Origin of the sequence: Niastella caeni, from assembly GCF_004834005.1 — a bacterium.
Lineage (GTDB): Bacteria > Bacteroidota > Bacteroidia > Chitinophagales > Chitinophagaceae > Niastella > Niastella caeni.
Map to the genome: position 1 here is coordinate 459,973 of NZ_STFF01000005.1, position 22,287 is coordinate 482,259.

Below are 22,287 nucleotides of genomic sequence, written 5' to 3' on the forward strand. Positions count from 1 at the left end.
TATTTGATATGAAAAGTACGTATAACATAATTGGCGCAGTTGCCATTGTTCTTTTTATGGCAGCATGCGGCGGAAAAAGTGAGCTGGAAAAGAAAAAAGCCAAATTGGAAGAACTGAAGACGCAACAGGTAAAAGCAGCAGAGGAAATAGGCACACTCGAAAAAGAAATTGCAAAGCTTGATACCAGCGCCAAACGGCCGGAAAAACCAAAACTGGTTGTGTTGACTCCGGTTACCACATCACCATTCACCCATTATATCGACTTGCAGGGTAAGGTGGATGCAGAAAATATGGCCTATGTAACACCCCGGGGTGCAGGTGGCCAAATTAGAGCCATTTATGTTAAACAAGGCGATTATGTACGTAAAGGCCAGTTGTTAATGAAACTGGATGACGCAGTAACCCGCCGCCAGATTGAACAGGCCAATGTACAATTGAACCTGGCTAAGACCTTATATGATCGCCGTAAAAACCTGTGGGACCAAAAGATAGGTACCGAAGTGGAGTTATTAAATGCGAAGAACAATGTAGATAATATTGAAAAGCAAATCGACCTGTTAAAGGAAGAATTAAATATGTCGAATGTATACGCTGAAATTGCCGGTGTAGCTGAACTTGTTACAGCAAAAGTGGGTGAATTCTTTTCTCCGGCATCTGCTGCACAAAGAGGTATTGCAATTATTAACTCCAGTGTTTTAAAAGTTACTGCCAATGTACCGGAGGCTTATCAGACAAAAGTACATGAGGGAACCAATTTAGTGGTTACGTTGCCTGAGGATAACAACAAGTCGATCACTACCAAAGTTTCGGTAGCTGGTAAAACGATCGATGCCTCTACCCGTTCATTTTATATTGAAGGAAGAATACCAGGTAACGGTGGTTTTCGCCCGGGTCAGATAGCGATGGTGCGTATCCAGGACTATGCGGTGCCTAATGCGATCACTATTCCCATTAATACCATTCAGAATGATGATAAAGGAAAGTTTGTAATGGTAGCTGCCAATGAGAATGGTAAAAAAATAGCCAAGAAAAGACCTGTAACAGTTGGGCAATTGTATGGCGATACACTGGAAGTTAAAAGCGGCTTGCAGGCCGGCGAAGTACTGATCACCGATGGTTTCCAGGGCCTGTACGACGGCCAGCCGATCATTACAGATGCGAAATAGAATCGGGAAACGTGAGACGTTAAATGAGGTAGCGAGAAGTTTGAATTGTTTTCACGTTTGCCGTTTGCCGTTTCACTCGTAATGCAATTTAAATCGTGCATGATTGCTGAATCAAATTGAATTACAATAAAAAAATTGTATGAGTGCTTTAGAAAATATTAAAGAAAAGTTCAAGCATTTTAGGCCAACGACCTGGAGTATCAAGAATAAGACTTCGATATATCTCGTTATGCTGTTCTTTAGTTTGGGAGGGATTTTTCAGTTTCTTACCCTGCCCAAAGAACAGTTTCCCGATATAGTGATCCCTACCATTTACGTGCAAACGATTTATTTTGGGAACTCGCCTAAAGACATTGAAAACCTCGTAACCAACCCTATTGAAAAAGAGATCAAGGGTATTACCGGGGCCAAGATCAATAAAACTACCAGTACTTCGGTGCAGGATTATTCGGCCATCATGGTAGAATTTAGTACCGATGTAAAGACCGATGTAGCGTTACAGAAAGTAAAGGATGCGGTTGATAAGGCAAAAAAAGACCTGCCTAACGATCTTACCGAAGAACCAACCGTAATGGAAGTGAGCTTTTCGGAACAGCCGATCATGTATGTTAACCTGAGCGGCGACTTTGATTTGCCCAGGTTGAAGAAATACGCCGATGATCTGCAAGACAAGCTGGAAGAATTGCCCCAGTTGAACCGGGTTGACCTGGTAGGTGCGCCTGAAAGAGAGTTTCAGATCAATGTAGATAACTACAAGATGCGCAGCGCCGGTATTACATTTGATGATATTGCCGGTGCCGTTTCCCGGGAAAACATGGACATATCCGGCGGTTTGCTCGATGTAGGAAGCATGAAACGTACCCTGCAGTTAAAAGGCCAGTTTAAAACCGAATTCGATCTTCAAAAGGTAGTAGTTCGCAATACGAGTGGTTCACCTATATACCTGAAAGATATTGCGCAAATAAAAGACACCACAAAAGAAAGGGAAAGCTATGCACGCCTTGATGGTAAACCGGTAATTACCCTGAATATCATCAAGCGCGCCGGTGAAAACCTTATCGAAACTTCCGACGATGTTAAAAGGGTAACTGAAGATATGCAGGCTTCCCAGTTCCCCAAGGACCTTAAAGTAGATATAACGGGTGATCAAAGTAAAGCTTCCCGTACATCGTTCAACGACCTGGTAAATACAATTGTCATTGGTTTTATACTGGTATTGATCATCCTGATGTTTTTCATGGGTGTTACCAATGCCTTCTTCGTGGCCCTGTCGGTACCGCTTAGTATGTTTGTGGCGTTTGTGTTTTTACCGGCGGCCGACCTGATGATCGGTACCCACGTTACGCTCAACTTCATTGTATTATTTGCGCTGTTGTTCGGCCTGGGTATTATTGTGGATGACGCCATTGTGGTGATTGAAAATACGCACCGCATCTTTGTGCAGGGCAACGGTCGCCTTACTGCTGAAAAATCGGCCATGATGGCTGCCGGTGAAGTGTTTGTTCCGGTGCTGGCCGGTACCGTTACCACGCTGGCTCCATTCTTCCCGCTGATGTTCTGGCCGGGTATCATTGGTAAATTCATGGTTTACCTGCCCGCCATGCTGATCTTTACCTTAACCGCATCGTTGATAGTGGCATTCCTGATGAACCCGGTGTTTGCGGTTGACTTTATGAACCACGCCGAAGGTGCCAAAGAGCCAAAATCGGCGATCTTCCGAAAGCCTTCTTTCTGGATTCCGTTAGGTATAGGTATCCTGTTTGATGTAATGGGATTTACCTTCCTTGGTAATTTCCTGATCTTTATCATGCTGCTTATTCTGTTAAACCGGTATGTACTGGATGATCTTATCCATGGGTTTCAGAATAGAGCGCTGCCGTGGATCATGGGACACTATGAAACCTCATTGCGCTGGGCGCTGAAAGGATGGAGACCTGTACATTTATTACTTAGCACCTTTGTGCTGTTGATACTCACTTTTGTTTTCTTCGGTGCAAGGAATGTCCCCGTGGTTTTCTTCCCTCAGGGTGACCCGAACCAGATCTATGTATACCTGAAATTGCCAGTAGGTTCCGACGTGGAATATACCGATTCTATTACCCGCACATTGGAGACAAAAGTTTACCAGGTGCTGGGAATGGAACATGGCAAGAAAAATCCTGTTGTTGAAAGTGTGATCAGTAACGTGGCTGTTGGCGCCAGCGATCCTGCGAGCGGCGACCGAAGCACAAGACCCGAATTGGGACGTATACAGGTTTCCTTTGTAGAATTTGAAAAACGCGAAGGCGTTGCAACGCGTCCTTATATGGATAATATCCGCAAAGCGATCAAAGGAATACCCGGCGCTGAAATTTCGGTTGACCAGGAACAGGGTGGTCCGCCCACTGATCCTCCCGTTAATATTGAAGTGGCCAGTGAAGACTTTGACGATCTTATCAAAACAGCCGTTTCATTAAAGAATTACCTCGATTCTATTCAGGTGCCTGGTGTGGAAGAACTGAAAATGGACGTAGACCTTTCTAACCCTGAGATCAGCTTTACCGTAGATCGCGAAAGGGCATTGATAGAAGGTGTTTCCACTGCACAAATAGGACAGGAAATAAGAACAGCCGTATTCGGCCGTGAAGTATCGAAGATCAAAGATGGCGATGATGAATACAAGATCCAGCTTCGCAACATCGAAGGACAACGTAAGAACCTGGCCGACCTGATGAACATGAACATTACCTTCCGCGATATGGCCACCGGTCAGGTTAAAAGTGTACCCATCAGCTCCCTGGTTAAAGTTGATTATACCAGTACCCTGGGAAGTGTAAAACGGAAGAACCAGAAGCGTGTAATTACCCTGCGTTCAAATGTACTCACAGGATATACGCCCACGGCAGTGAACCAGGAGTTGACAACACACATCGGGAACTTTAACAAGAAGCCTGATAATGTAAATATCAAGCAAACCGGTGAAGGGGAACAGCAGGCCGAAACAGGGGCTTTCCTGTTGAAAGCGTTGGTTATTGCGTTAATGATCATCCTGTTCACCCTGGTTATTCAGTTCAACTCGGTGAGCAAGCCGGTGATCATCTTAACAGAGATCATCTTCAGTGTGATCGGGGTGTTGTTAGGTTTCGCCATCACAAAAATGGAAGTATCGGTACTTATGACCGGTTTAGGTATTGTGGGCCTGGCTGGTATTGTGGTGAAGAATGGTATCCTGGTTATTGAGTTCACAGATGAATTAAGGGCCCGTGGCATGAAAACCAGGGAAGCGCTGATACAAGCTGGTAAAACCCGTATCATCCCGGTATTGTTAACTGCCATGGCTGCCATCCTTGGCCTGATACCTCTTGCAGTTGGTTTCAATATCAACTTTGTGAAATTATTCTCAGAATTAAACCCGCATATCTTCTTTGGCGGTGATAACGCCGTGTTCTGGAAACCGTTGTCATGGACCATCATCTTCGGTTTGGCATTTGCGTTCTTTATGACGCTTCTTATTCTGCCTGCGATGTACCTGATCTCAGAAAGGTTAAGAAGGCCCATGCGCAACATGTATGGTGGTAAATGGATCTCATTCATGGGTATTCCGCCATTAACGCTCTTGTTCATACCATTGATGTTAGTAACGATGGTGGCACATAATTATAAAGTAAGACGCAGAAGAAGAAAGCTGGCCGGTAAGAAAGAAAAAGTGAATGAAGCGTTTTTGGGAAGCTGGTTCTAGTTAGCTGTAAGCCGCAAGCTTAAAGCTGTAAGCAGAAAACTGAAAAACGTTAAAATAGCGAAGAATCATAAAACGAAAGGCATCCTGATCACCAGGATGCCTTTCGTTTTATCTATTGTATTGCTTATGGCTTAAAGCTGTATTTTAAAATCCTTTCTTCCCCTCTCCGCCCTCAACCGGCTTTCCATCAGTATTCAACTCTACAATTTCATAGCCTGTTTTTTGTAAGCCGGGGAGAATGCGTGCTTTATCACCTACAAGCACCATGTTCAGTTTGTCAGGATGGATCCATTTTCTAGCCAGTGCATCAATTTCTGGCTTGGTAATATTTTTCAGGATCTTGTTTTGCTGATCTACATAATTGGCCGGTAAATTATATTGCAACATCCGTTGAATGAAACCGGCTTTCTGTGCACCGGTTTCATATCGCAAGGCATCACGCTGACCAATGGCATTTTTCACAAACAGCAGTTCTTCATCTTTAATGCCGGTAGTAGTATATGTTTTCAATTCTTTTATTACCTCGGTTAAAGCGCTGTCTGTAGCATCGGCCCGAATGCCTGAGCTGAAAGTGAAATCACCAGTGTATTCATCGCCATTAAAATTGGTACGGGCGCCATAGGTCCAGCCTTTGTCTTCGCGCAGGTTGATATTCACTCTGCCATTGAAACCGCCACCCAATGCAAAATTCATTAAACCCGTTTTGTAATATTCACCGGTAGCATCGTATTTCAAACCGGTAACATTGCTTAAACGGAATTCGGTTTGTGCGGCTTTCGGAATATTTACCAGGTATATTCTTGATTTATCAACCTCTTTTGGTTTGGCCGATACAGCGGGTAATTCAATGCTTTTATTAGGCAGCTTATTCAGGAAAGATAACTTAGGCAGTATTTCATTTTGTGTTATATCTCCTACCACAACCACTTTGGTATTGTTGGCCGTCATGTAGTTGTTGTAATAGTTCTCTACATCCTGCAGGGTGATATTCTTAACAGAGCTTTCCGTACCGCTTTCGTTCATGCCAAAAATATGGTTAGGTCCATAATTCACTACGGCAATAACATCATCGGCCACCATAGCCGCACGGGTCTTCGATTGCTTTATGCTTTCCAGCGTTTGCCGTTGTATGCGGTTAAAAGTAGTTTCAGTGAATTTTGGATTGAACAACCGTTCCTGGAGCAGGGCCAGCGTTTTGTCGATATTCTTTTTAAGCGACTCAATGGTGAAAACAATTGCATCGCGGCTGCTGCTAACTTCTATGCTGCTGCCTAATTTTTCTAAGGCGATGGTCATTTGTTCGGCCGTATAATTTTTGGTGTCTTCATTCATCATGTCGGCAAACAAGCTGGCCAATCCTATTTTAGCAGTGTCTTTTGATTGCAGCAAATGACCGCCGGGCATGGCAATCGTAAGGGTCACGGTAGGCAATTCATTATTTTCTGCACCAATAAACCTGATCTTATTTGGCAGGTCTTTACGCCAGAAGGCGGGCACTTTTATAACCGGGTTGGGCCCATTGCCGGGAAGTTTGCTGCGATCGAAGTTGTCGGTAGCTTTCGTATATTTTAAACCGGTATAACCATAGTCGGGGGCAGTGTAATGGCTGTTATCTATAGTATAATTATCTGCTGCCGCAACTACATTCTCCTGGCCTTTGGGTAATACGCTTACAATAACGGAATGCTTTCCTTTTATATATTGATTGTAAACCCGCATAACATCTTCTTTGGTAACCGAGCTGTACATTTTCAATAAAGTGCCGATCATATTCGGATTTCCGGTAAACGTTTGGAAGGCTGCCAATTGAAATACTTTGCCCGATACGCTTTGCAGGCCATTGATGTATTGCGCTTCTATACTGCCTTTGAATTTTTCTATGTCGTCATCGGTAACACCGCGTTTTTCAAAACTATCCAATGAAGCCCGTACCAGCTTCTCCATATCGGCCAGTGTTTTTCCAGGCATGGGCACTACTCTGATGATAAATTCTCCGGCAAGTTCAGATAGCTGACTATATACATTTGCCTGTAATGCCAGTTGTTGTTTTACAAGTTGTTGGTACAACAGAGAGGTATTGCCTTGTCCCAATATCTGTGATAGACAGGAGAGGGCAGGCATATCTTTGTGATAGTTAGGCACCGTAGGAAACACAATATTCAACAATGGCAACCTGATGTAATTATCTGTATAGCTTACATAGCGGTCTTTTTCCAGCACTACAGCGGGCACAACTACTTTCTCCACTTCAGGGCCGCGTGGAATAGGACCAAAGTATTTTTCTACCAGCTTAACTACTTCTGCTGTTTTAACATCACCGCCAACGGTAACTGTCGCGTTGTTGGGACCATACCAGCGTAAGAAGAAATTCTTCAGGTCATTTACATCAACACGGTTCAGGTCTTCAATATAGCCGATCGTTAACCACGAATAGGGATGTCCGTACGGGTACAGGTTTTTGGAAGCCACTTCACTCACCAAACCATAGGGGCGGTTATCATAGTTTTGTCCTCTTTCATTTTTTACGGTAGCGCGTTGTACTTCAAATTTTTGTTGGGTAACGGCATCAAGCAAAAAGCCCATGCGGTCTGCTTCCAGCCAAAGCATTTTTTCGAGTTGATTGACGGGAACCGTTTCAAAATAGTTTGTACGATCGCGATTGGTAGAACCGTTAAGCGTACCGCCGGCATCGGTCACCATTTTAAAATGTTCTTCATCTTTTACGTGGTCGCTACCCTGGAACATCATGTGCTCAAAGAAATGGGCGAAGCCCGATTTGCCGATCTGTTCACGGGCCGAACCAACGTGATAGGTAACGTCTACCTGCACAATAGGATCGCTGTGATCTTCATGTACCACCAGCGTAAGCCCATTTGGCAGCAGGTATTTTTCGTACGGAATAACGAGCTCACTCCCCTGACGGGTGATCTTTTCAACCAGCTTTACCTGCGCTGTAACCTCATTGCACAGGTATGGCAATGTAGTAGCCAATAGCAGTATGGCTCTTTTCATATATGTAATTTTTGTTAAATGAGATGTAGGCAAGGTAAAGGAATTATTATGGGGGTTCCAAACCATTTATCAATTTGGTGAGGTGGGGGCGAGCCCTTACCGGGCGGCTCACCCTGAACCAAGGGTGAGCCAGCCGGCACACGACCCTTAAAGGCGGCTTACCCTAAAAAATTATCATACTTCATGAAACGAATAGCGTTAATTTGCGACTAACGGTTCCGAGGTGGCAATCGGCAATAATTTTCAGGCGAAGCAAGGTCGCAAATAATTTCAAGATTCGCGAGCTATTCACCATTCACCATTGACGATTCACCATACAACAACTATAAATTGATTAATAAAACTTTAAACAGATTTTCATGCGTACAAATCACGAAATAGACTACAAGATCTACGGCGAAGAGATGCAATATGTTGAAGTGGAACTCGATCCGGGTGAAACGGCTATTGCAGAAAGCGGCGCCTTTATGATGATGGATGATGGCATTCAAATGGAGACCATTTTTGGTGACGGCGCCAAGGCGCAGACTGGTTTTTTAGGTAAGTTAATGTCGGCGGGTAAGCGGATATTGACCGGTGAAAGTTTGTTTATGACCGCTTTTTCCAATGTAGGCCAGGGTAAAAAGCGGGTAAGCTTCGCGTCTCCTTATCCCGGTAAGATCATTCCGCTCGACCTGATGGAGTTCGGTGGCAAGATCGTGGCGCAGAAGGATTCTTTCCTGTGTGCTGCCAAAGGCGTAAGTGTGGGTATAGAGTTTCAACGTAAACTGGGTACCGGTTTGTTTGGTGGCGAGGGTTTTATAATGCAGAAGCTGGAAGGTGATGGTATGGCGTTCGTGCATGCCGGTGGTCACGTATTTGAAAGAGTATTACAACCCGGTGAATTTCTGCGGATCGATACCGGCTGTTTGGTAGCATATACACAAACCGTAGATTACGATATTCAGTTTGTAGGCGGCATTAAAAATACATTGTTTGGTGGTGAAGGGTTGTTCTTTGCAACCTTGCGTGGTCCTGGTAAAGTGTGGATCCAAACCCTGCCCATCAGCCGTTTGGCCGGTCGTATTTTAACCTATGGCGGACCCAGAGGCCGTAAAGAAGAAGGCAGCATCCTGGGTGGCTTAGGTAATATGCTGGATGGTGATGGATGGTAGAATAATGTGTTAATGTGCTGATATGATAAAGGAAAGCAGATGAGTTAGCTAAAATAAAAAAGCCATCGCGCTACAAGTGCGATGGCTTTTACGAGTATAGAGCTTTCAGTTGCTATTTTCTTGAAGCTAACTTAGCCAGTAAGCGTAAGATTTCCAGATACAACCAAATAATGGTAACCAGTAAAGCAAATCCGCCATACCATTCCATGTATTTAGGAGCGCCTGCTTTAGCACCGTTTTCGATCATGTCGAAATCGAGTATCAGGTTCATGGCAGCCAAACCAACAACTACTAAAGAGAAGATAATACCGAAGGTGCTTCCTTCATGCAGGAAGGGGATATCGATATTGGCAAAGTGCAAACCGATAGAAATTAAATAGAAAACGGCTATACCTAATGTAGCGGTGATAACTATTTTTTTGAAGGTTTGGGTAGCACGAATGATGTTGAATTTGTACAACAGGAACATGGCGATCACCACACCAAAGGTTAAGGCAACAGCCTGTGTTATGATATTGGGAGCAATTTTTTCGAAAGCAAAATTATAGAATGCTGAAATAGCGCCTACTGCAAATCCTTTTATCAAAGCGTATATAGGAGCCAGGAAAGATGCCCATTCCATTTTAAATACCATTATAACTGCGATGCCTAATGCACCGAATACGCTAACCCACATGTAAGTAGTAACATCAACACCGGAGTAAACCATTTTCCAGGCCAGCCCTGCTGTAGCCATGGTCATTAAGAAAAGGATTCCGAATTTGTTCAGGGTTCCTTTAACGGTCATTGCCTCCGCATCAGTGTAAGAAAAGCTCTTGGTGAACGTCTTTTCGTTTAATGCAGGATTACCGGATTTAAATAGAGCCATAGTTATAGAGTTTTTTGTTTTAACAAGATACAAAAAAGCGTGAATCGGCAATAGTCAATTAGCAACCGGTTAACGGCGGCTGGCAATCGACGACATATGTGAAATAGCCAAATGCATTAAGGTGACTTCCTCAATAGTGAGTCGCGAAACGTGAATACAGCCACAAAAATTAAAGCAAAAAGCACGAAAATTAAAAGCGCTCGATTTTCGATTTGCGCATTTTCGAATTTGCACATTTGCTAATTCCTCTAGTTTCCTTTCTTCGGCGGATTGTTCCTCCGGTCGCCACCACCTCCACCTTTTTTGTCATTAGGCCGGTTATCGCGGCGATGTTGCTGTTGTTGTTGTCCTTGTCCCTGGCGGGCTTGATCTTTTGGCTGCTGTTGACGAGGTTGTTCTTTTTGATGATGTTGGTGATGCCGTTTCTTTTTCTCAGCTCTTTCCAGGCTGCGTAAGCTGATCTGTCCCACCACATCAACAAATTCGGGTTCTACCTCTTTTGGTTTTTGCGTGGTTACATCAACAGCTTCCAGTTCTTCGGGCACCTGGTTGTGGTCGTTCATCTGTTTTATTTTCCTTACCCGTTCAATGGTCAGTGGATACTGCTTATTGCTATCGGGTAGAATATACCACATGAGGTTTTTAAATATATCTTTCTTAATCAGGATGGCGGTGCCTTTTGCTACCTGCAACGTATCGGCATTATCCGGAAAATGCTGTAAGGCATCCAGGTAAATATCCAGTTCGTAGTTGAGACAGCATTTTAACCGGCCACACTGACCGCTGAGTTTGCTTTGATTGATAGAGAGGTTCTGGTAACGGGCGGCGGTGGTGTTTACCGATTTAAAATCAGTTAACCAGGTGCTGCAGCACAGTTCCCGGCCGCAACTGCCAATTCCGCCTACTTTCGCGGCTTCCTGGCGGGCGCCAATTTGCCGCATTTCTACCTTTACCCTGAATTCTTTAGCATAAATCTTGATGAGTTCCCGGAAGTCGACCCGGTCATCGGCAATATAAAAGAAGGTGGCTTTGCGACCATCGGCCTGAATTTCAACCTCGGTCAGTTTCATTTCGAGGTTCAGTTGGCGAGCTATAGCACGTGCCCGGATGAGGGCTTCTTTTTCGCGGTCTTTATTTTGTTGCCAGATCTCGAGGTCTTTATCGGTTGCGCGGCGCAAAACTTTTTTAATATCGGGGTCGGTTTCGTCGGCATTCCTTTTCTTCATTTGCAGGCGAACAATTTCACCGGTGAGGTTAATGGTGCCTACATCAAATCCGCTTACGCCTTCAACAGCAACCAGGTCGCCTTTTTCAAATAAATGAACAGTGGTATTTCGGAAAAAGTCTTTCCGGCTTCCATTATTGAAAGTGATTTCTACGATCTTACAGCTTCCCGAAGGGTCGCTGAATGGCAGGTTACTCAGCCAATCGTGCACATTCATCCTGTTACAACCGCCCGTGCTGCATCCGCCATTGCTTTTACAGCCGGCAACTTTACCGCCTGTTCCGCATGAACTACATCCCATTCTCTATTTAGGATTAACGATTTATAAAATTTAATTATTGGTCGGCCGGAAAACGCATGCAGAAATAAAGGCAGGGTATTATACATTCCCAACGGGTAACCGGGGTGCGCCACTATTCATTCAATTACCCGTTACAAAATTGTAACGTATTGAATAAGACGCATTTATGGATAATATAGCGAAATAAGATAACCTAACAATTTAGCAATCCTGCTCGCATGCAACCCCAATCGCACATTTTTTCTGCTTCCTGCTTTACAGGCCGATTTACAAATATAAGTTATTAACGTCAAAAGGGCCCTTTATATGATGGCTGATTCTAAGGGGTTTAACAAGGGGAGAGAATGCCCTGCTATATGCTCGAAAAAGTTTAGCTGTCATTGAATGGCAGTAGCTACGCGTTATTAAATAACATTCGTCACCTGTTTGGCGGCAATAATGTGGTATAATTTAATGGTGAGGGCATGGAACAGCATCTTGGGATTAGCGTTCCTTTCAATGTAATAACTGGCTTTATCAAGCTCTTCAATTATGGCCTGTTGCTGGTGGAAGCCGGCAATTTTATTCAGGCGTCCTGCAAAATCTTTGTCCTTATCAGCCAGGTGAACATTTTCTGGTCCCATGGCCTGAAGGCGAATGGCCTGTTCGAGCAGGTGATTGAAGTATCGGAGGAATTGTTTTTGTTTTTCGCGGCCCAGTTTGCTTACCTCATCGATCCATTTTACCTGGGCGATGGGGCCGTTCTTTAAGATCGCATTCAGCCATTCACGCAACAGCGATTGCCAGTCTTCGTCGGCATGCTGCATTAACTGCAGGGCTTCGCGGTAATTGCCTTCGGCGATAAGGGCAATCTGGCGGGCCGGGTCTTCGGCCAATTTGGCCTTCGCCACCAGGGCACCGGCAATTTCCTGCGGGGTAAGCGTGGGGATTTTTACCAGTTGGGTCCTCGATAAAATGGTTTGCAGGATCAGCGATTCATTTTCCGCTACCAGAATAAATAAGGTATTCGGTGGTGGCTCTTCAATGAGTTTCAACAACTTATTCCCTTCATTGCCCAGGTATTCGGGCATCCACATCACCAGTATTTTGAACCCGCTTTCGAAGCTTTTGAGCGACAGCTTGCGGATGATGTCGTTACATTCATAAGCGGTAATATTCCCCTGTTTGTTCTCGGCGCCAATAAATTGCAGCCAGTCGTAAGAATTTCCGTAGGGATATTTGGCAATAAACTCGCGCCATTCGCTGATGTAATCAGAGCTCAGGGGCTTATCACCCGCTTTGCGGGGAATAACCGGGTAAGAAAAATGGATATCCGGGTGCATGAGCTGCTGCATCTTCTGGCAGGATGGGCATTCGCCACAAGAGTCAGGCATACCTTCATTCTGGGAGGTCGCGGGCGCTTCTTCGCCAAACAAGGATGCGCCGGCAGGAGCGGCGGCGCCTTTTCGGTTTACCTTTTCGCAAACAACATATTGTGCAAACGCAATAGCCAGGGGCAGGCCGCCACTTCCTTCTTTTCCCAAAAATAAAAGGGCGTGACTGATGCGGTTATGCTGCACCATATTTACGAGATGTAATTTCACATCTGCCTGGCCAATAACATTTTTAAATAACATGCGGGGCGAAGGTAAGCAGAATGTGCTAATTTGATAATATGCTAATGTGCTAATGGAAGCCGTGAAACGTGAATCGGCAATAGGCAGTGAATCCGTGTCACGGATAGCAATCGGCAACCTGCAATGGACAATTGGTTATCTTATGATTGTATTACTATAACTTGTTATCCCGGTTATAACTGGGGTAACAAGCCAGTTGACACGGCTTATACTATGAATTGCTTCCCGTAAAGGTCTCGTTAACGTCTTATAAAGGTCTCGTAAAGGTCTCGTGAATGTCTCGTAAAGGTCTCGTGAGGGTCAGGTAGAAGTCGTGAATAGTAAAGCGGCTGGTTAAGTAAGGAATAATAATTTTGTAAATCGCCTAACCTGTTGCAATCTACTAAAAATATTACTACCTGGCTAAAATAAAGAAGCCCCTCTTCGGGGCTTCATGAAATACTTTTACGGCTGTACTCTTAATGGTTTTTGAAGGAACAGGATCACATTTCAGTAAGAGTTACCAGGAAAAGTGGGTTGGTTCAGCTTTTCATCGGATTGGATTGCTCTTAATTGGTTTTTCTCAAGGATATGTATTCGTTTCACAGGAATCTTGGATTTAGCTTTTCTCGGTATTGGATTGCTTTTCTTGAAGGACATTGGATCGTTTAAACTGATATTGGATTTGATGAGTCAAAAGTGAAAATATTAACCTGTAATAACGACTTTATTCGTTCAAATGACACTTAAAATCGTTTTTGCGACCGTATTGCCAGACGAAAAATGAGGGAAAACATTTATGCGTTTTTGAGGCTAAGCCATTAGCCGGGTCTTTGGGTAGCATGGATTTGGGCTGAACTTGATCAGGATCAATAGAATACATTTTGTGAATGGCTTCGCTTTATCAATTTCTGACTGGGAGTGAATGGCTTTTTCCAGGTGGCTTTTGGGCGGCGAATTAGGGAGGCTACATAAAAAAGGCTGACTAAAAGATCTCCTTTCAGTCAGCCCTTCGCCTTGGCGGCTATATATCTTATTAATTGAGATATTTGGTCACTTCTTCGCTGGTCACATCCACCTTATTATGGATAACGGTGATCAGGTTGCCTTTTTCATCTAACAGGAACTTGGTGAAATTCCATTTAACGGGATCGGTAAATCCTTTTTTAGCTGCTTCGGCTACCAGGTATTTAAACAGGGGGTGAATATCGTCGCCCTTTACAGAAACTTTTTCAGCCATGGGAAAAGTAACGCCATAATTCTTTTTGCAAAACTCCTGGATGTCGCTGTTGCTGCCAGGCTCTTGTCCGCCAAAATTATTGGCCGGAAAACCCACGATCACGAGTTTGTCTTTATACTGCTCATATAATTTTTCCAGTTGGGCATACTGAGGGGTATTGCCGCATTTGGAAGCCGTGTTTACGATCATGATCTTTTTTCCTTTGTATTTTGAAAAATCGATGGTGCCGGCTCCATCAAGCGCGGGAACCTTAAAATCGTAAATAGAAGGCGCAGCAGTAAATAGCAGGGATACAAGCAATAAACGTATCATATTGATAAAATTTAAAGTATAGTGTAAGTTGAAAGTAACTTGTACTATACAAAGATGATACTAAATTGGTTGCTTTACAGTAAAATAATGGTTAACGGTAATCAGTGGGCAATGGGCAATGCATTTTTGGCGGCGCAAGCTCTGTTTTTAATTTCAAAAATCACGAGCTACTCACCACTCACTGCTTCTCATAACACCCCAAATCCGGCGCACCCACGTTCCTCGGCAGGCCATCGAGGTCAATGGTAAGGCCTGTGCTGGTTCCTTTGTTAATAGCCGGCGATTCTCCTTGCAGGCGGAAATTGTATGCTCTTAACTGGGTATTAATGCTATCGAACAAAGGTGTTTGATTGGCAATGATGCTTGAAGCGTTTACATTGCCGGGATTGTTCTTCACTTTCCATAAGCAATTTTGAAATGTGATGTTGAAAGTGGTACTGCCTTGTTTATCCGTTACCACTTCATCTTCCGTTGTTCCGTTTTCACCCCAGAAAATGCAATTCTTAAAACTGGCCGTACAGTTAGCCGTGTGAATGGTATTTCCATCTTTGATATAATTTGTTACCACCAACACGGGGTCTTTATGCAGAAGATATGAGTTGGAATAAGATGCTGCCGTGCATTGCATAAATTCATAGTTGCCACCATAACCCAACAGTATATTTTTGCCACAATTGCTGATGAGACAGTTTTGGGCCTTAATAGCAGATTGTATACCCAATATGCCTGCATCGTAACAATTATCAACAATACATTCGCTAAGCAAAACTTTCGGATTGCTGTTCACTGATGGTTTTTCGGCTATTATACCCTGATAGGCGTTCAGAATGTTGGCGTATTGCAACGTATTGTCTTTACTGGTTTCCCGGAAATAAATGCCGGGCCAGCCGCCGGGAAAATCCCGATAGGGATCATCCAGCCTGTCGCCTTTAAATATTACGCGGGTACTGTCGTATTTTTCACCATTAACTTTTAAAGTGCCGTCTACAATGAACGGTGCATTGGCATGCAGGTAAACGCGGCAACCTTTTTCAATAGTAAGGGTTGCGTTTTTATCAACCAGCAAACCACCGGTTATTACATAAGGTCTTGTATTCGTCCAGGTAACATTGCCGGTAATGATCCGTGAGCGCATGAAGTTGGCGTTCTGTCCCCAGGCATCCAGTTGTACCCATTTTTCATTACCGTTATATTCTATCAATATGCTGTCCTGCACAACAAAAGGCAGGTTAGCTGCCGTAGGATCTATCTTCACTGTTACAAAAACATAAATGCTATCGTTGGCATCCATTTCAATATTGGTTACTTCGGGGCCTGGCGTACCATCTACATTGATATTGAACAAAGAAGTATTGCCTCCTCCGAGGGCTACTTTGCTCAACCGCAGCTTCTGGTTGTTTTGATTATAGATGCGAAAGAATTTGGTTATTGAACCTGTAGTGGTAAATACGGTATCAAAATGCAGGCTATCGCTGTAGGCACTGGTACTCAGCGATGCTGTGCCACTGGTAATAAATGATTCTTTTTTACAAGATATTAATACGCCGGTAAGCAGTATGGCAACGAGTAAATATTTCATGTTCCTGTAAAAATACACGTTTTCGAATACACAAAAACCGGCCTGGTTGGCCGGAACCTTTGTTTAAACGCGGGTGCGGAAACAATATTGCGGTAATTGAAGACAAGGCAAAAGGTAAAAGGCAATGAATTTCCGGCGGCGTAAGATCAATTATTAATTTCAAAAATCGCGGAATTTTTCACCACTCATCACTCACCATTCACCATTCTCACTTTACCGTATAAGCCATTGTCATAATGCTCAATCGGGTATTGGGCGCAGTTAATAGTTCCTGCCCGCAGGCTTCCAGGGTGGCACCGGTGGTAATTACATCATCAACCAATAAAATATGTTTACCGGAAATGGTATCGGGTTGGTGCAATTCAAATTTCCCCTGCATATTCAACCAGCGATCGATCCTGTTTTTATTAGTTTGGGTTTCGCTGGAAGTACGGCGACGGATCGCCTGTTGTAGTATGGGAAGCGATAAAACGCTTGCCATGCCCTCGCACAGAACAAGAGCCTGGTTGTATCCCCGTTTTCGTTCCCGGGCTGCATACAACGGTAAAGGTATTAAAGCATCGATATCATGAAAGCGATGGGTTTGAATAATCAGTTCACCCATTTTCCGCCCAATAAAAAAGCCAAGGGCTTTATTGCCCTTATATTTTAGTTCATGAACTATATGCTGCAGTAATGAATCTTTAGAAAAGTACAGGTAACTGGCCGCATCTGTGACCGGCATTCGTCCCCAGAATATTTTTTCTATCGGGTTATCGGCATACAGGTGAAAGCAGGTAACCGGCAACCGGTTAATGCAATGCATACATAAAACCTGTTGCCGGTCCATAATATCACTTCCGCAGCCTGCGCAGTGATGCGGAATAAAAAGGTGTAATAGGGGATGTAGTGCGTTTTTAAGCATAGCTGGTAAACGCTGCTGCTTCAGGCCTCATAAAATCTTGAATGTCGAATTTCCAATATCCAATGTCGAAGTAAATACAATTTTTACATTCGTCATTCTACATTCAATATTCGATATTAAAATAGGTACTGGTAAACTTCTTCCACCCGTCCCATTGGTACTACTTCAATGTTCGCAGACGATTGAGTTGATTTTTGTCCGTACCGCGAAACTATGATCTTTTCAAAACCCAGCTTTTCGGCTTCGGCTATCCGTTGTTCTACCCGGTGAACGGCCCGCACCTCACCACTTAACCCTACTTCCCCGGCAAAACAAACATGAGGTGGTAAAGGTACATCTTCATATGAGCTCAGGAGAGCGCATAGAACAGCCAGATCGATTGAAGGGTCTTCAACCTTCAACCCGCCGGCAATATTCAGGAAAACATCTTTTACGCCGAAATGAAAGCCGCCTTTCTTTTCAAGCACGGCCAGCAGCAATTGCAATCGCCGCAGATCAAAACCCGAAACAGTGCGCTGTGGCGTGCCATATACCGATTGGGTAACCAATGCCTGCACTTCAATAAGCAGCGGGCGCATACCTTCAATGGTGGCTGCAATGGCTATTCCGCTTAAGCGATCTTCTTTTGGCGTCATCAAAATTTCACTGGGATTATTTACCCCGCGCATGCCGGCGCCCGTCATTTCATAAATACCCAGTTCTGATGTGCTGCCAAACCGGTTCTTAATGGTTCTTAAGATGCGATAAGCATAATGCCGGTCGCCTTCGAACTGCAATACCGTATCAACCATATGCTCCAGTATTTTTGGTCCGGCAATGCTGCCGTCTTTTGTAATATGACCAATGAGGAATACAGGCGTATTGGTTTCTTTGGCAAAGCGTTGAAACTCTGCAGCCGATTCCCTGATCTGGGATATGCTTCCGGGTGACGAATCGATATAAGGCGATTGTATGGTTTGTATAGAGTCGACAATGACCAGGTGCGGTTTTAATTTTTTGATCTCCTGGAAAATAGTTTGGGTTAACGTTTCAGTAAGTAGATAGAAGTTATCATTTGGGATCTTCAATCGATCAGCGCGCATCTTTATCTGTTGTTCACTTTCTTCTCCGCTGATATATAGCACAGTTTTACCTTGTAACTGCAGGCCATTTTGCAAAAACAGCGTTGATTTACCAATGCCAGGCTCACCGGCGATCAATACAATGCTGCCGGGCACTATGCCGCCACCGAGTACTCTGTTTAGTTCTGCATCTGATGTAGTAATACGAATTTGCTCGCTGCTTGTAATGGTATGCAACGCAATGGTGCGGATAGATTTTGTTTCTTCGTTATAATCATCCCATCCATTTTCTTTTTTTAAGGAAGGTTTAGAAATAACTTCTTCAACAAAAGTATTCCAGGTACCACATGATGGACATTTTCCAACCCATTTAGCGCTTTCATATCCACAATTCGAACAAAAGAATGCTGTTTTAACTTTAGCCATGCGATAAAGTTAGTAAAAACCATGAGCGTTATTAAAGTAGTGCACTTAAAACAATGATTGAAAACGCTGTTGATAAATTTTTAAGCAGTTTGATGCATTGATGTATGTTAAAAAGATGGCGAAGGTTTAAAAATAGCGTTGATGATGCATGATCGTTATAAAACATCGATGATGTGATAAGCACTTTTTTTGAACAAAAAACCGGCGGAAAAAAATGGCAAAAAAGGGGTGAAAAATGGCAGCTTTTTTTAAAAAGTAAAAAGGCCAACATTGCTGTTGACCCTTTACTTACTAACCCATTAAATTCTTGCACTAAATTACAAATAAGCGCCACATAACAAAATTATTTTTTGGGGTTGTGAATAAAATTAAAAACGTATAAAACGATTAGCCGATTTAGCAAAATAATGCCATAAGGCATTGATTATCAAATTTTAAAGGAATTTTAAGAGTATTGCCGAAACCCCTGTGATAAAATGTCAGCCCACTGCGATTATACGCTAACAGAATGACAAAAAGGCCCTCGATTTCTGACAAAAAATGGCGTAAAAAATACTCAAAAATGATGGTAACTGATTTGATGGATTATTGTTATTAAATATAAATAAGGAGTAAAAAATGACACCATCAATTTTGTTGATTTCAATCGTGTTTTTGGTAATTAGTCTGCTGGTGTCCGGTGTGCTGAAAGGCAAATTTGCGAAGTACAGCCGGATCCCAATTTCGGCCGGTTTAACGGGTAGCGAAGTGGCAATGAAAATGTTACGCGATAATGGTATATATGATGTTAAAGTCGTATCTACGAATGGCTTCCTAAGCGACCACTATGACCCTACCAAAAAAACAGTTAACCTGAGCGAAGACGTTTATAATGGTATTTCTGTAGCTGCAGCGGCCGTAGCCGCCCACGAATGCGGGCACGCTGTACAACATGCTACTGCATATCAATGGTTAACGCTGCGCAGCAAGCTGGTGCCGGTAGTAATGTTCAGCTCTGGCATTGTGCAATGGATACTGCTGTTTGGGGTTATTATGGTAAACGCCTTCCCGGCTTTATTACTGATCGGAATTATTCTTTTCGGTCTAACTACTTTATTCTCAGTTATTACGCTGCCGGTTGAGCTCGATGCCAGTAAGCGGGCCCTGGCCTGGTTAAACCGCACCAATATTACCAATTCGCGGGAGTATCCCCAGGCAAAAGACGCGCTAAAATGGGCTGCCCTCACGTATGTGGTAGCTGCCTTTGCCTCCATCGCTACGCTGATACAATATGTATTGATATTCCTGGGTGGAAGGAACAGGGAGTAAAGTCAATAGGCAATTTGCAATGAGCAGGGCTTAGGCCGCTGCTCACAAGCCGCTGTATCTATATCGGAGGCGCAAGTTTAAACGGCTTTTGCCAGGGAGAGACGCGTCGGGCGACATATCCTGCAACCGGCGAAAAGTGCCTTTGCCAAAGCCTATGGCCGGGCGAACGAAGCAGCATTGGAGCCCGAAGGTAGCCAATTGACAACGAGGCAATCGGAAAATGGATTCCCTGCCCTTGGGGGGCGGGGGAATTGTTAAAATTTTGCCATTACTATAAGAACATTAATCGGTTATGGGAGAATGATAGGTGAGTTGGGAGACCAAAAATCGAGTGCCATTTGTCCGCATCAAGGTAATTTGGAGATTTTCGTTGCACACTTATCGACCAGAAATGCACGTCTATTGCCAAATCTGCACACTTACCAAATATAACTTGGTCGTATCTCTCTTACATATAATTTTGGATTGTCTGATTCACTTTTTTCCCTACGCCTTTCTGGTTTTATATTTCGATCGGGTAATTTCTTACCCGATCCTGTTTTTTATACGGGTACCTGAGCAGATGTACATTAATATACTTTTTTAATATATGGAACTCCCTTTCTGCTTGTAAAGGGGCGTTGGCAGGAAGGCTGATAGATGCCGGGCTTATGGCTACAATTGAGGCGACTATATTCTTAAAGTGCCGGTTTTAATAAACCCGTGAAGAACTGATGGTAATGACGGCAAACGGCGCTTGTCCGACCGGTAATCCGGCGGACTTGCAGCTTGTATTGTAGCTAGCTTTTGGGGCTTGCAGCTTAAAAAGCTGATTCACCATCAAAGCTTTATTTCATCATCGTGCTTGTCGAAGAAGTGAAACTCGGTGAGGTGATAATTGGTATTCTCCCTGATCTTAACCTTCTGGCCGTATTTCCATCTCCATTTCCATTGCTTTGATTTAAACATGGAACCTTTGGTAAGGTAGGCATGCATAATGGGATGTACAACCAGGGTAAGGTCCTTATGCTGGTGGGTGATTAGATAACTGAGGTTCTTTTCAATTTCATCCTCCAGCAGCAGGGTAGAAGAGATTTTACCGGTTCCGGCGCAACTGGGACAAACCTCCTGGGTATTGATATTTACCTCAGGTTTCATCCGTTGCCGGGTGATTTGCATCAATCCGAACTTGGAGATGGGCAGCACGGCATGCTTTGCCCGGTCGGGTCGCATGCATTCTTCCATGGCCTCCAACAGCTTCCGCTTATTGTCGGGCAGCTTCATATCAATAAAGTCAACCACGATAATGCCACCCAGGTCGCGCAACCGTAACTGACGCGAGATCTCAGCAGCAGCTTCGAGGTTGGTTTCCAGGGCATTCTGCTCCTGGTTATTGCCAACGCTTTTGTAACCGCTGTTTACATCTATTACGTGCAGGGCTTCAGTATGTTCAATTATAAGGTAGGCGCCGCTGGGGAGGTTAACGGTTTTACCAAACGCGGCTTTTACCTGTTTGGTGATGCCATATTGGTCGAATATGGGCAGGCCATTATTATAGTAAGAAACGATTTCTGCTTTTTCGGGGGCAATACGCTGAATGTAGTTACGGGTATCGTTGTAGATATTGCGGTCGTTCACCACCACCCGGTTAAAGTCTTCGTTCAGCAGATCGCGCAACATACTGGTGGTTTTGGTTTGCTCACTCAATATCTTGGCGGGAGCTACCGCTCCTTTCAGATTACCCTGGATGATTTCCCAGGTTTCTACCAGGGCAGCCAGGTCTTCATGTAATTCGGCGGTATTCTTTCCTTCTGCAGCAGTACGAACTATTACCCCGAAGTTCTTGGGTTTAATAGCTTCTACTATTTTCTGCAACCGTTTTCTTTCTTCCGCAGAATGGATCTTGCGGGAAACGGCTACTATATCATTAAATGGAGTAATGACAACAAAACGGCCGGGCAAAGAAATTTCGCAACTAAGGCGCGGGCCTTTGGCTGCGATTGGTTCTTTCAATATCTGAACGAGAATGTTCGGCTTGCCGCTCAATACTTCGTTGATCTTACCGGTCTTAATAATTTCCGGTTCAACCTGGAAGGTGGCGAAGTTAAATCCCTGCGAACTATTATCAACAATAGCCTGTTGGGTAAACTTCAGTAAAGAGCGGGCATATGGGCTGAGGTCTGTATAATGTAAAAAAGCATCCTTCTCAAAACCTACATCAACGAATGCAGCATTGAGACCGGGGATGAGTTTTTTAACTTTGCCAAGATATAGATCGCCCACCGCGAAACTTGCATCAGCTTTTTCATGATGCAATTCCACGAGCTTTTTATCCTCCAATAGGGCTATTTCCACACCCTGAGGCGCTGCATTTATAATTAGTTCCTTATTCAAGCGTAACTGTCTTTATACCGTCTAAACCAATCTCATCACTACAAG

At 43.9% G+C, this 22,287-nt stretch carries 14 protein-coding genes; 5 read left to right on the plus strand and 9 right to left on the minus strand.

The annotated features are described in order from the left end of the window. Positions 1–8: 8 nt before the first annotated feature. Positions 9–1,166: an efflux RND transporter periplasmic adaptor subunit gene (locus FAM09_RS19630; RefSeq protein WP_243751720.1), complete on the plus strand. Its 1,158-nt coding sequence runs from the start codon at positions 9–11 to the stop codon at positions 1,164–1,166. Positions 1,167–1,305: 139 nt separating this feature from the next. Further along, entirely contained in the window at positions 1,306–4,884 is a 3,579-nt protein-coding gene (locus FAM09_RS19635) for an efflux RND transporter permease subunit (protein ID WP_136578838.1), read from the plus strand. Positions 4,885–5,028: 144 nt separating this feature from the next. On the opposite strand, the gene FAM09_RS19640 is transcribed toward FAM09_RS19635, so the two are convergent. Next, positions 5,029–7,896, minus strand: a complete 2,868-nt coding sequence (locus FAM09_RS19640; RefSeq protein ID WP_136578839.1) for a M16 family metallopeptidase — start codon at positions 7,894–7,896, stop codon at positions 5,029–5,031. 359 nt (positions 7,897–8,255) lie between these two features. Here FAM09_RS19640 and FAM09_RS19645 point away from each other — a divergent pair, with 359 nt between their 5' ends. After that, positions 8,256–9,050 carry a TIGR00266 family protein gene (locus tag FAM09_RS19645; protein WP_136578840.1) on the plus strand — a complete coding sequence of 265 codons (795 nt, stop codon included), beginning with the start codon at positions 8,256–8,258 and terminating at the stop codon, positions 9,048–9,050. A 112-nt stretch (positions 9,051–9,162) separates the two neighbouring features. Here the strand turns inward: FAM09_RS19645 and FAM09_RS19650 are convergent, their stop codons facing one another. The 7 genes from FAM09_RS19650 to radA all read right to left on the minus strand — a co-directional run bounded on the left by FAM09_RS19650 (position 9,163) and on the right by radA (position 18,561). Continuing rightward, positions 9,163–9,918, minus strand: coding sequence for a Bax inhibitor-1/YccA family protein (locus FAM09_RS19650; protein WP_136578841.1), 756 nt, complete (start codon positions 9,916–9,918; stop codon positions 9,163–9,165). Between the two features lie 248 nt (positions 9,919–10,166). Further along, positions 10,167–11,444 carry a PSP1 domain-containing protein gene (locus tag FAM09_RS19655; protein ID WP_136578842.1) on the minus strand — a complete coding sequence of 426 codons (1,278 nt, stop codon included), beginning with the start codon at positions 11,442–11,444 and terminating at the stop codon, positions 10,167–10,169. Between the two features lie 404 nt (positions 11,445–11,848). After that, positions 11,849–13,060: a DNA polymerase III subunit gene (locus tag FAM09_RS19660; protein ID WP_136578843.1), complete on the minus strand. Its 1,212-nt coding sequence runs from the start codon at positions 13,058–13,060 to the stop codon at positions 11,849–11,851. A gap of 1,015 nt (positions 13,061–14,075) precedes the next feature. Further along, a complete protein-coding gene (locus FAM09_RS19665; RefSeq protein WP_136578844.1) occupies positions 14,076–14,591 on the minus strand; it encodes a glutathione peroxidase in 516 nt (171 codons plus the stop codon). A gap of 178 nt (positions 14,592–14,769) precedes the next feature. Then, a complete protein-coding gene (locus FAM09_RS19670) occupies positions 14,770–16,170 on the minus strand; it encodes a choice-of-anchor Q domain-containing protein (protein WP_136578845.1) in 1,401 nt (466 codons plus the stop codon). Positions 16,171–16,378: 208 nt separating this feature from the next. Continuing rightward, positions 16,379–16,975 (minus strand): ComF family protein, encoded by a 597-nt coding sequence (locus tag FAM09_RS19675; protein ID WP_243751721.1) that lies wholly within the window; start codon positions 16,973–16,975, stop codon positions 16,379–16,381. A gap of 215 nt (positions 16,976–17,190) precedes the next feature. Then, positions 17,191–18,561 (minus strand): DNA repair protein RadA, encoded by a 1,371-nt coding sequence (gene radA / locus FAM09_RS19680; protein WP_136578847.1) that lies wholly within the window; start codon positions 18,559–18,561, stop codon positions 17,191–17,193. Between the two features lie 173 nt (positions 18,562–18,734). Between radA and FAM09_RS30750 the strand changes: the two genes are divergently transcribed. Beyond that, positions 18,735–18,899 (plus strand): hypothetical protein, encoded by a 165-nt coding sequence (locus tag FAM09_RS30750; RefSeq protein WP_153825464.1) that lies wholly within the window; start codon positions 18,735–18,737, stop codon positions 18,897–18,899. A 280-nt stretch (positions 18,900–19,179) separates the two neighbouring features. After that, entirely contained in the window at positions 19,180–19,869 is a 690-nt protein-coding gene (locus tag FAM09_RS19685; protein WP_136578848.1) for a zinc metallopeptidase, read from the plus strand. 819 nt (positions 19,870–20,688) lie between these two features. On the opposite strand, the gene FAM09_RS19690 is transcribed toward FAM09_RS19685, so the two are convergent. Next, on the minus strand, positions 20,689–22,242 hold the full coding sequence (locus FAM09_RS19690) for an Rne/Rng family ribonuclease (RefSeq protein WP_136578849.1): 1,554 nt from the start codon (positions 22,240–22,242) through the stop codon (positions 20,689–20,691). Between the last annotated feature and the right edge of the window lie 45 nt (positions 22,243–22,287).

Bases quoted from the DNA above. Each gene is read 5' to 3' on its own strand.
- FAM09_RS19635 (WP_136578838.1), top strand. From the start codon at position 1,306: ATGAGTGCTTTAGAAAATATTAAAGAAAAGTTCAAGCATTTTAGGCCA.
- FAM09_RS19685 (WP_136578848.1), top strand. From the start codon at position 19,180: ATGACACCATCAATTTTGTTGATTTCAATCGTGTTTTTGGTAATTAGT.
- radA (WP_136578847.1), bottom strand. From the start codon at position 18,561: ATGGCTAAAGTTAAAACAGCATTCTTTTGTTCGAATTGTGGATATGAA.
- FAM09_RS19650 (WP_136578841.1), bottom strand. From the start codon at position 9,918: ATGGCTCTATTTAAATCCGGTAATCCTGCATTAAACGAAAAGACGTTC.
- FAM09_RS19630 (WP_243751720.1), top strand. From the start codon at position 9: ATGAAAAGTACGTATAACATAATTGGCGCAGTTGCCATTGTTCTTTTT.
- FAM09_RS19655 (WP_136578842.1), bottom strand. From the start codon at position 11,444: ATGGGATGTAGTTCATGCGGAACAGGCGGTAAAGTTGCCGGCTGTAAA.
- FAM09_RS19675 (WP_243751721.1), bottom strand. From the start codon at position 16,975: ATGCATTGCATTAACCGGTTGCCGGTTACCTGCTTTCACCTGTATGCC.
- FAM09_RS19640 (WP_136578839.1), bottom strand. From the start codon at position 7,896: ATGAAAAGAGCCATACTGCTATTGGCTACTACATTGCCATACCTGTGC.
- FAM09_RS19670 (WP_136578845.1), bottom strand. From the start codon at position 16,170: ATGAAATATTTACTCGTTGCCATACTGCTTACCGGCGTATTAATATCT.
- FAM09_RS19645 (WP_136578840.1), top strand. From the start codon at position 8,256: ATGCGTACAAATCACGAAATAGACTACAAGATCTACGGCGAAGAGATG.
- FAM09_RS19665 (WP_136578844.1), bottom strand. From the start codon at position 14,591: ATGATACGTTTATTGCTTGTATCCCTGCTATTTACTGCTGCGCCTTCT.
- FAM09_RS19660 (WP_136578843.1), bottom strand. From the start codon at position 13,060: ATGTTATTTAAAAATGTTATTGGCCAGGCAGATGTGAAATTACATCTC.